The following is a 9,862-nucleotide window of genomic DNA, read 5'->3' as shown; positions in this document are numbered from 1 at the left end:
GCGCGGCGGCTCAAAGCCGCCGCGCCACGTCTCTGTCCCACTCCGGCGCTTCCAGATCGTGCTCACGGTGTCATGTTCTGTGGTGACTTGCCCTGCTGTGGAAGAGTCCACGTGAACGGCGTCCGGTTACCCGTCCGGAAGCTCGGCGATCATAAATGCGCCCAGCAATCCGGCCAGGCAATTCACGACAGGCCAGAGGGTGTCATGGCCTGCGCTGTTTCGGCCTGATGAACCACTCGCCGACCCGATGACGGAAAGGCAGTCTAGGCGCGGGTCGTCCATTCGGGAAAGCCGGATAAAAGCAGCGCGCTGATTTTCCCGGCGACTGCTGGGCCGATTCCGGATGAATGCGGTGAATCTCCTCCACCAGCCGGGCAAGGGGAGGTGGTCGTGTGACGGTGCGGATGACCTGCGACGCCGGAGGCGTACGCGTCGAGGTGCGCGACGGCGGATCGGCCGTGGATGCGCCGGTGATGCGGGCGCCGGACGCCGAGTCGGTCGGCGGGCGCGGTCTGTGGCTGGTGGACGGGCTCGCCACCGCGTGGGGCGCGTGGCAGGACGACACCGGCGCATCGGTCTGGTTCCGGGTGGCCGCGCGCCGGTGACCGTACGGCGGGCCGTCACGTGATCCCGCGGCGCCTTTGACACGCCACGGGATCAGGTGGACGGTGGGGTCACGGGCTGGTGCAGGTGGCCGTCGGGGTCTCCGCCGAGCCGTTGGCGAGGAAGCCGAACGTCGTGCTCGCGGTAGCGGCGAGCGAGCCGTTCCACGACTCGTTGCGCACCGTCACGGTCGATCCGGAGCCCGAGCGTGTGCCGCCCCACACCTGGGTGACGGCCTGCGATCCGGGCCAGGACCAGTTGACGGTCCAGCCGTTGACGGCCGAGTTGCCGGCGCGCACCGTGACCTCGCCCTGGAAGCCTCCGGGCCACGAACTGACCACCCGAATCGTCGCCGAACACGCGCCGGGAGCACCGCCCGACGGCGAAGGGCTCGGGCTGGGAGAGGGGCTGGGCGAAGGGCTGGGTGACGCACTGGGCGAGGAGCTGGGTGACGCGCTGGGGGAGGGGCTCGGCGACGTGGTCGGGCCACCCCACGCGGCCGTCGTGTCGAGCCAGGCCGCGCGGCGCAGCATCCAGTCCCGCATGTACTGCACCTGGCCCTGCCAGGTGGACGCGGTCGGGGTGATGAAGAAGCCGATGGTCCGTGTCGTGAGGTTCGGCCAGCGCTGGAAGTTGCGCTGCGCGGCGTTGGTCAGCGGCCGTGAGAGCACGTCGATCCGGCTCTGCAGCGCGGAGTCGGAGAGCAGGCCGCGGCGCAGCGTCTGCCAGCGCGCTTTGACCTGGTCGACGAAGACCGGGTCCCGCAGAAGCTGGGTGAACCAGTCGTTGGCGACCGGCTGCCGGGTCTGCTGGTACTGCCAGCCCGAGGTCTGGTCGTTCTGGAAGAACCCGCCCACGCCGAACGTGAGGTCGTAGTCCCACAGCGGGCCGGCGAAGATCTTGGTGTCCCGGTCCTTGTAGAAGTAGGCGCTGCGGTAGTTCGCGTCCATGTTCCGGCTCAGCTCGTAGACGATGAGCTGGTCGATGAAGGAGTTCACGTCGATGTACGCCCGGTAGCCGGTGTTCGGGTCGGCGAAGTTCTGCGAGTGCAGCACGTTGTGGAAATCCTGGATGTAGGTGCGCAGCCATTCCTTCTGCTGCGGCTGCAGCGGCGACGGATCGACCACTTCAAGGTAGCTCCAGCAGGTGGCCGACGACCCGCCGCACGGCAACGTCGGCTCCTCGGCGGCCATCCACTCGAACTTCCAGATGTATCCGCCCTGGATCTTCGGCAGGGTCGTGTCGTCCTCGTCCAGCTTCTTGAGGTCGAGCCGGTTCTTGGTGTTCTTGATCGTCTCAACGAGCATGTAGACGCCCATGTAGTCGTCGGAGCGCACCGGGCCGCTGTCGGTGTTGAGGTACAGCTCCACGAACCGGTAGCGCGGAGCCTGCAACCCCATCTCCTTGCCGAGGTCGAAGACGAGGGCCTCCCGGATCAGCGACTTGTCGGGGTACGGCCCGCGCAGCACCCAGTCGGAGTCGGCGGGCATCCCCAGCACCGGGTAGTCGGCGTCGTCGTTGTCGTTGTCCCAGAACTCCACGCGGTACGGCGCCTTCTCGTACGAGGCCGAGGACTGGCCCCGCAGATGGACTCCGGCGCGGGTGGCGACGGCCGGGGTCGCTGCCAATGACGTCGTCCCGCCACCGGACGGGTCGAAGATCATGGTGGCGGTGTCGAGATACTCCCGGCCGGGCTTGCCCGCGCCGTAGGAGTCGATCAGGACCACCGGCAGGTCGTGGGCCGTCGTGGTGTCGCGGGCGGCGTACACGGCCGTCCCGGGCTTACCGGACGCCGCGCCGCCGGTGAAGGCCTGTGCCCGCAACTCGGTCGTACGGGTGAACCGCAGCGGCGTGCCCTGGTAGAGCGCCGACGCCGCGGTGGGCGGCTTTCCGTCGGTGGTGTAGCGGATCTCGGCGCCCGCGATGACGGTGCTCAGCGACACCGACACCTGTCCCTGGAAGGTGCCGCTCGGCACGGAGAAGGCGATGTCGCCGGTCAGGTCGTCCGCCGCGGAAGCCGCGGAAGCTGCGGAAGCTGCGGACGTCGCGGAAGCCGCGACGGTCGCGGCGCTGTTCGCGCTCCGCGGCGCGGGCGCCGCCTGCGCCGGCGCGGTCGGCGCGTACGGGAGGAGAAGTCCCGCGAGAAGCACGGCGGCGGCCGAGACCCTGGTGGCGCGGCGGGTCGCGGCGGCACCGGTGCCGGGGAGGGTCACACGCACGATGCCTCCTGTTCTGGTCGGTGGGAGAGGACGGGCGCCGGGTCCGCCGCCGGTGCGGAGTCCCGGAAGTGGCGGCGCAGGGTCCGCCGCCACGGCATGCTGGGCAGGTCCGGGCGGAGAGCGGCCAGGCCGGTGGCGTACTTCGAGATGCGGGCGGGTCTCGTCCCCGCCCGCCACAACAGGCGGTCGACCGGCGTGGCGGCCGAGGTGCTCTTGGTCTCGACCACGACGAGGCCGGGCAGGCGCAGCGCGGAGCCCGCGGCCCGCCAGGCGAGCCCGGTGTCGATGGTGATCCGGCTCGCGGTGTCCGGCAGCAGCAGGGTGACGCGCCGATACTCCGTGATCAGGACCGGGTCGAGGGAGATCCCGGCGACGGGGCCGGCCGACTCGCGCGCGAGCGTCTCGTCCACGAAGCCGCGCCCCGGGCGTACGGTGTCGCAGTCTCCCGGGTGGTACGGCAGGCGGTGCTTGGTGACGCTGCCCCGCGCGCCGCTGATCTTGACCTCCAGCCAGCACTCCGCGGAGTCGAGATAGGTGCGGGTGCGCACCTTGAAGCGCCGCCGCCTGCGGTACGCCGTTCGGTGGTAGCTGGTCAGCTCAGGGGTGTCGAAGTACACCGACCTGTACCGGAAGGCGCGCTCTCCGTCGATGTCCAGCACCCGCGCGTACGGCGTGAGCCGCTCCAGCAGAAGCGGCAGCGCGTCCTCGGTGACGAGGTACTTGCGGTCCACCCGGGTCTGCAGGGCGGCGCGCTCGACCAGGTCGGCGAGCCCTACGGGGGCCAGCCGGGCCAGAGCCGGCCCGATGGCCGCGGGGGTCATCCGCGCGCTCCGGCATGCGCGGCCGCGCCGGGTTCGGCGGTCAGGGCGGGTCCGGTCAGCGCGTACCGGACGTCGACCACCGTCGTCTCGTTGACCAGGTCGAGTCGCTGGACGTTGACGGTGTGCACCCGGGCGTCGAGCAGCCGCTCCAGGTGCGCGACGAGCATGCCGTGGTCGGTGATCGCCGAGTCCAGCACGAGGATCTGGTGGCGGTAGTGCCGGAACAGCCGCCGATGGTCGCCGAGGAACATCACCACGAGGATGAGCGCCATCAGACCGCCGCTGAGCCACGCCGAGGTGGTGCTCAGCGCGCCGAGGATGCCCAGGGCGAGGGCCGAGAAGTAGTACGCGACCTCGTGCTGGTCGAGCTCCGTCGAGCGCAGCCGGATGATGGACAGCACCCCGAACAACGCCAGGCCCAGTCCGAGCCCGGCGCCGGTGTCGCTGGCGCTCAGCGCGCTCGCCACCGCGAGGACCCCGATATTGACCCCGAGGTAGGAGACGACCAGATCGCGGCGGCGGTGGCGCGGGAAGTAGAGCCCGAAGACGAGCACCACCACCGCGCAGAGGTCGATCGCGAACAGGACGAGCTGCGACACCACGTTCGTTCCTCCTGAGTCGCTGCCGGGCCGCCCCCGCGCCGCCCGCGCCGTGGCGGGCACCGCAAGGGCGTCGAAAGTTTTCGTTAGATGAGGGAAACGTTTCGAGAACTCGCTCGGAACGATAGGTGAACCGCAGATGTCGGTCAACGAACCGGTGGCGTGCCCTCCATACCGCCGAAGAGCGATCTTGCCTAGTAGAGGGTCGTTGACAGGTGGAATGACGAAATCTCCGGCAGGAGTCAAAGGTTCCGCGGGCGGGACGCTGTGGCCGCCGTTCGGAGAAACTTTCAGCGTCCGCCGGCCGGGAGGAGGAGCGCGTGGTCAGCCGGAGGCCGGGAAGGCGGCCAGGATCGACCGGAGCCGGGAGAGGAGCGCGGCCACGTCGTCCTCCCGCCCGACCGGCACGCGCAGGTGGTCGCGCAGCCCGATGGGAGTCATGTCTGCGGCCCAGGCGTGGCCGCCCGCCCGCAGCTCGTCCGCGACCCGTGACGCCACCCCGGGCAGCCGGACGAGCACGAAGTCGGCGGAGGAGGGGAGGAACTCGACGCCCAGTTCCGCCAGCCCCCGGCACAGCGACTCCCGGGCGGACCGGTTGGCGGCGCGGAGGCGTTCCAGCAGGACCATGTCATGGGAGGGCGGGGCGGCGGGCGGACGCGGCGCGGCCAGGTGCCCCACCACCGCGGGCGCCCCGATCAGATAGCCGAACCCCGGCGACCCGTAGGTCCGCAGCACGCAGACGTCGGTCCCGTACCGCGCGCCCCACCGGGCGGAGGTGAAATCCGGGCCCAGCGCGAACTCCGCGCTCGACTCGTCGAACACGACGAGCGTGCCGTACCGCCGGGCCGCGGCGCAGAGCGACCGTACGGCATCCGCGCCGAGCACTCCGCCCGTGGGATCGTGCGGGTTGGCCACGATGACCATGCCGGCGCCGCGTGCCATCCGCGCGCACAGCTCCTCGGCGCAGATCCGGTAGTCGCGCAGGGGCAGTTCCACGAACGGCACCCCGGCGGCGCGCAGGCTGTCGGCGTGCCCGCGCCGCGTCTGCGCGTTGATCACGACGGGCCGGGGATCGGCGCGGCGCGAGGCGGCGAGCAGGCGGATCAGTTCGTCGGCGTCCGCGGCGACGGCGACCCTGTCCTGCCCGACGAAGTGGCGCCGGGCGATCCGCCCGGCCAGGTCCGGGCCGGAACAGGACAAGGTGCGCATTGGCGTCCTCCTGCCAAGGACCACAGGGGCCAACAGGGCTGCTCGCACCGTAGCCGAGCGCGCTATCAGGGTGGTCTCACCGCCGCCGCGGCCTCAGGTCCGCCTCCGCGTGGTCTCGGACCGCTCTCGCGGGCCGCCTCCGGCGCGCGCGCGATGGCACGATCGAACGCATGGACCAGCGGATGATGCGAGCCTATCTCGACCGCATCGGCGCGCCGGCGCCGCGCGCGGCCGACCTCGACACGTTGCGTGAGCTGCACCAGCGGCACCTCTACCACGTGCCGTGGGAGAACATCTACACCCGTCTCGGCACGCCGGTCACGCTGGACGAGGACGTGTTCCTCGACAAGCTCGTACGGCTGCGCCGCGGCGGCGGATGCTACGAGCTCAACGGCGCCTTCGCCGCGCTGCTGCGCGAGATCGGGTACGAGGTCACGCTGCTGGCGGCGGCGGTGTTCGAGGAGGACGGCACGCCAGTCTTCCCGCTCGACCACCTCGTCCTGCGGGTCGACCTGGACGGCCCCTGGCTGGTGGACGTGGGGTTCGGCCAGTTCAACGTGTTCCCGCTGCGCATGGACACCGACGAGCCGCAGCGCGACCCCGGCGGCGAGTTCCGGGTGGTCGAGGCCGGCCACGGCGACCTCGACGTGTACTGCGACGGCAGCCCGCGCTACCGGGTCGAGGCGCACCCCCGGCGGCTGCGCGACTTCGTGCCGTCCTGGGACTGGCACCAGGTGTCGCCCGAGTCGTTCTGGAACGCGATGGACCTCTGCTCGCTCAGCACCCCCGACGGCCGGGTGACGCTGCACGGCAACCGGCTGATCACGACGTCGGGCGGCCGTACGACGGAGGTGACGCTGGAGGACGAGCAGGCGGTCGTGGCGGCCTACCGCGACATCTTCGGCATTCACCTGGACCGGTCGCCGGGAGCCTGCTACGCCGAGCGCTTCGCGACGACGGAGTCCCTCAACGCCTGAAGCGCGACCTGAAGCGTGTGAGCGCAGCCCCAAGGCCTCGCGCGGCCGCCACCCCCCGGTGCCCGGCGCCCGGCGTACGCGACCCGCGAGGCCCCCGGGGCGCCGGGGAGCGCCACCGGCTCGGTTGCAGAGCCCGATGGCAGAGTCCAGTGGCAGCGCTCGGTGGCAGCGCTCGGTGGCAGGGCTTCGTGGTCGAGCTCAGCGGTCGAGGTGGTCGAGCTCAGTGATCGAGCAGGGCGGCGACGTCGTCGACGATGACGTCGAGGCGGCTGCCGGTGCCGAAGATGCCGTCCACACCCAGGGCCAGCAGCGTGTCCCGGTCCTCGGCCGGGATCGTGCCGCCGACGACGACCCGGAGATCCCCCAGCCCTTCGGCGTCCAGGGCGCTCATCAGGCGACGGCACTCCTGCAGATGGTTGCCCGTCAGAGAGGACAGGCCCACCAGGTCGGGCCGCTCCCGGCGGACGGCGGCCACGAGGTCCGCGGGGGTGGTGTGCCCGAGATAGACCACGTCCATCCCGGCCTCCCGCAGCCCGTTGCACACCACGATGGCGCCCCGCCAGTGGGCGTCCATCCCCAGCTTCGCCACGACGCCCTTGCGGCCGCTCAGCACTCCTGCCACAACGGGAACTCCCATCGTCCCAGCTCGTCGCGGAACACCCGGCCGAGCTCGCCCAACGTGACATCCGCGTCGACCGCGTCGAGGACCGCCGGCATGACGTTCTCGCCGTCCCGGCAGGCGCGGGCGACCAGCTTCAGGGCGACGCCGGCCGCCTCCCGGTCGCGGCGGGACCGCGCCCGCTCCAGGGCGGCCACCTGCCGTTCGAGGCTGCCTTCCGGCAGCTCGAAGCGGTCCAGCTCCTCGGCGTCGCCGTCAAGTTGCGTGTTGACGCCGACGACCAGCCGCTCGCCGTTTTCTATCGCCTTCTGGTCGGCGAAGGCGGTCCGTGCGAGCTCCGCGTGCACCCATCCCCGCTCGGTCGCGGCCACGATGCCGCCGAGCTCCCCGATGCGCTCCAGGACGCGCCGCGCGCGCTCCTCAAGCTCGTCGGTGAGGTACTCCACGAGGTAGCTGCCGCCGAGCGGGTCGGCGACCTTCGCCACCCCGGTCTCGTGCAGCAGCACGTACTGCGTGCGCAGCGCGGTCAGCGCGGCGTGCTCGCTCGGGATGCACACCGCCTCGTCGTACCCGTTGACGTGCAGTGACTGGGTGCCGCCGCACACCGCGGCGAGGCCCTGCAGGGCGCTCCTCGCGATGTTGACGTGCGCGTGGCGGGCGCTGTTGGTGACCCCCGACGTCTGCACGTGGTAGCGCAGCAGCTGCGCCCGCGGGTCGCGGACGCCGAGTTCGTCGCGCACCCAGTGCGCCCACATGCGGCGCAGCGCGCGATACTTCGCGACCTCCTCGAAGAAGTCGCTGTGGGCGCTGAGGAAGAAGGTGACCCGGGCCAGGACCGGCTCGGCGGCGAAACCGCGGTCGAGCAGCGCCCGTACGACGGCCTGCCCGTGGGCCAGGCACAGGGCCATCTCCAGGACCGCGTCCGCGCCTGCCTCGCGGTAGTTGTAGCCGCTCACGCTGACGGGGTTCCAGCGCGGCATCGTACGCAGCGCGAACTCGGCCAGGTCGCACGCCAGCCGGAAGGACCCGGCGGGCGGCAGCGCCTCGGGCGCGATGGTGATCGCCGTCTCCATCAGGAAGTCGTTCTGGCTGGTGCCCGCGAGGCGGGCGGGCGCGAAGCCGCGCCGCTCGGCCGACCGCACGTACATGGCGAGGTGGGGCACCGCCCCGATGGGCTGGGAGGAGACCAGGGAGACGCTCACCTCGTCCAGCGGGATGCCGTCGAAGAGCGTGTCGAAGTCGCCGCGCAGGTCCACGGCGACGCCGCCGCGGCCGACGTCGGCCCCGGCCCTGGGGTCGTCGGAGTCGAAGGCCCGCAGGCTGGGATAGTCGAAGACGCCGTTGATCCCGGTGGCCCCGCCGTCGAGCAGCATCCGGTAGCGGGCGTTGGTCTCCTGGGCGGTGCCGAACCCGGCGAGCTGCCGGATGGTCCAGGGACGTTCGCGGTACATCCCCGGACGGATGCCCCGGGTGTACGGGAACCCGCCGGGCAGGCCGAGCCGGTCGTCCGGTCCGCCGGCGGGGTCGCTGGGGTCCCGCTGCGCCGTACCGGGGACCGCGACCTCCGGCAACGGCACGCCGCTCGCCGAACGGATCCGCGCGTCCTCCGCCGGCTGCTCCATCACGCCGTCCATGAGGCCGAGGCTGACAGGTGCGCGCGGGGGTGACCAATCGCCGAGAGCGTCCCGAGATCGGCCGGAGTCGCAGGTGAGAGGGCGTGCGGCGGGCATCCGCACCTGACCTGACAGACTAGGGGTCATTCCCCCTTGCCAGGGCCGACCTCGTCGTACGGTTTGCTCCATGACTGGATCCTTGACGGGCAAGGTCGCGCTGGTCGCCGGAGCGACCCGAGGAGCGGGCAGAGGCATAGCGGTCGAACTGGGCGCCGCGGGCGCGACCGTCTACTGCACCGGGCGGTCGAGCGGATCCGGGCGCTCGGAGATGGACCGGCCGGAGACCATCGAGGAGACCGCGGCCCTGGTGGACGCGGCCGGTGGCCACGGCATCCCGGTGCGGGTGGACCACCTCGTGCCCGACGAGGTGCGGGCGCTGGTCGCCCGCATCGAGAAGGAGCAGGGCGCCCTGCACGTCCTGGTCAACGACATCTGGGGCGCGACCAAGATGGAGTGGGACAAGCCGGTCTGGGAGTCGGACCTGGAGTACGGGCTCCACCAGCTCCGCCTGGCCGTGGACACCCACGCGATCACCAGCCACTTCGCGCTGCCTCTGCTGATCAAGAACCCGGGCGGCCTGGTGGTGGAGGTGACCGACGGCACCGACGAGTACAACGCCGCCAACTACCGGGTCTCCTTCTTCTACGACGTGGCCAAGGGCGCGGTCAGCCGCATCGCCTTCGCGCTGGCGCACGAGCTGAAGTCGTTCGGCTGCACGGCCGTGCTGCTCACCCCCGGATGGCTGCGCTCGGAGTTCATGCTGGAGCAGTTCGGCGTCAGCGAGGAGAACTGGCGTGACGCCACGAAGTTCTCCCCGCACTTCGCCATCTCCGAGACCCCCGCGTACGTGGGGCGCGCCGTCGCGGCGCTGGCCGGCGACCCCGAGGTGGCGCGCTGGAACGGCCAGTCGCTGTCCAGCGGGCAGCTCGCGAAGGTCTACGACTTCACCGACGTCGACGGCAGCCAGCCGGACGCGTGGCGCTACCTGGTCGAGGTGCAGGACCGCGGCCTGCCGGCCGACACGACGGGATATCGCTGACCGTCCGTCCGCCTCGGACGGCGGCGGGGAGACCGGGGTGAGAGCCCCCCTCGTTAGCGTGTGGCGGCGCTCCGACTCGCGGGCGTCGCCGTGGAAGAAGACG

At 71.5% G+C, this 9,862-nt stretch carries 9 protein-coding genes; 3 read left to right on the top strand and 6 right to left on the bottom strand.

The genetic code is table 11. From position 1 onward, the window contains the following. The first annotated feature begins 392 nt into the window (after positions 1 to 392). Complete coding sequence (locus HHX37_RS33375) at positions 393 to 605, top strand: ATP-binding protein (protein WP_182887938.1); 213 nt, start codon at positions 393 to 395, stop codon at positions 603 to 605. 69 nt (positions 606 to 674) lie between these two features. Here HHX37_RS33375 and HHX37_RS33370 read toward each other — a convergent pair whose 3' ends face one another. The 4 genes from HHX37_RS33370 to HHX37_RS33355 all read right to left on the bottom strand — a co-directional run bounded on the left by HHX37_RS33370 (position 675) and on the right by HHX37_RS33355 (position 5,451). After that, entirely contained in the window at positions 675 to 2,822 is a 2,148-nt protein-coding gene (locus HHX37_RS33370) for a CotH kinase family protein (RefSeq protein WP_182887937.1), read from the bottom strand. Continuing rightward, complete coding sequence (locus HHX37_RS33365; protein ID WP_182887936.1) at positions 2,813 to 3,643, bottom strand: polyphosphate polymerase domain-containing protein; 831 nt, start codon at positions 3,641 to 3,643, stop codon at positions 2,813 to 2,815. Before HHX37_RS33365 ends, HHX37_RS33370 begins: the two co-directional genes overlap by 10 nt. Continuing rightward, entirely contained in the window at positions 3,640 to 4,245 is a 606-nt protein-coding gene (locus HHX37_RS33360; RefSeq protein ID WP_310740653.1) for a DUF4956 domain-containing protein, read from the bottom strand. Before HHX37_RS33360 ends, HHX37_RS33365 begins: the two co-directional genes overlap by 4 nt. Positions 4,246 to 4,566: 321 nt before the next feature. Then, positions 4,567 to 5,451, bottom strand: coding sequence for an aminotransferase class I/II-fold pyridoxal phosphate-dependent enzyme (locus HHX37_RS33355; RefSeq protein WP_182887935.1), 885 nt, complete (start codon positions 5,449 to 5,451; stop codon positions 4,567 to 4,569). Between the two features lie 170 nt (positions 5,452 to 5,621). Here HHX37_RS33355 and HHX37_RS33350 point away from each other — a divergent pair, with 170 nt between their 5' ends. Beyond that, positions 5,622 to 6,428: an arylamine N-acetyltransferase family protein gene (locus tag HHX37_RS33350; protein ID WP_182877289.1), complete on the top strand. Its 807-nt coding sequence runs from the start codon at positions 5,622 to 5,624 to the stop codon at positions 6,426 to 6,428. A gap of 220 nt (positions 6,429 to 6,648) precedes the next feature. Here HHX37_RS33350 and HHX37_RS33345 read toward each other — a convergent pair whose 3' ends face one another. Together HHX37_RS33345 and HHX37_RS33340 are read right to left on the bottom strand one after the other, a co-directional pair. Beyond that, complete coding sequence (locus HHX37_RS33345) at positions 6,649 to 7,050, bottom strand: cobalamin B12-binding domain-containing protein (protein ID WP_182877290.1); 402 nt, start codon at positions 7,048 to 7,050, stop codon at positions 6,649 to 6,651. Beyond that, on the bottom strand, positions 7,035 to 8,681 hold the full coding sequence (locus HHX37_RS33340; RefSeq protein ID WP_182887934.1) for an acyl-CoA mutase large subunit family protein: 1,647 nt from the start codon (positions 8,679 to 8,681) through the stop codon (positions 7,035 to 7,037). The genes HHX37_RS33345 and HHX37_RS33340 overlap by 16 nt, the downstream gene beginning before the upstream one ends. 166 nt (positions 8,682 to 8,847) lie before the next feature. On the opposite strand from HHX37_RS33340, the gene HHX37_RS33335 reads away from it, so the two are divergent. Beyond that, positions 8,848 to 9,759 (top strand): SDR family oxidoreductase, encoded by a 912-nt coding sequence (locus HHX37_RS33335; RefSeq protein WP_138462681.1) that lies wholly within the window; start codon positions 8,848 to 8,850, stop codon positions 9,757 to 9,759. Positions 9,760 to 9,862 lie beyond the last annotated feature (103 nt).

The organism is Microbispora sp. H10885 (assembly GCF_014161415.1).
GTDB lineage: Bacteria > Actinomycetota > Actinomycetes > Streptosporangiales > Streptosporangiaceae > Microbispora > Microbispora triticiradicis.
The sequence above is the reverse complement of the archived record's forward strand: the minus strand, read 5'-3'. Positions and strand labels throughout refer to the sequence as shown.

Excerpts from the sequence above, each read along its gene's own strand:
- HHX37_RS33365 (WP_182887936.1), bottom strand. The coding sequence starts at position 3,643 with ATGACCCCCGCGGCCATCGGGCCGGCTCTGGCCCGGCTGGCCCCCGTA.
- HHX37_RS33355 (WP_182887935.1), bottom strand. The coding sequence starts at position 5,451 with ATGCGCACCTTGTCCTGTTCCGGCCCGGACCTGGCCGGGCGGATCGCC.
- HHX37_RS33350 (WP_182877289.1), top strand. The coding sequence starts at position 5,622 with ATGGACCAGCGGATGATGCGAGCCTATCTCGACCGCATCGGCGCGCCG.
- HHX37_RS33340 (WP_182887934.1), bottom strand. The coding sequence starts at position 8,681 with ATGGACGGCGTGATGGAGCAGCCGGCGGAGGACGCGCGGATCCGTTCG.
- HHX37_RS33335 (WP_138462681.1), top strand. The coding sequence starts at position 8,848 with ATGACTGGATCCTTGACGGGCAAGGTCGCGCTGGTCGCCGGAGCGACC.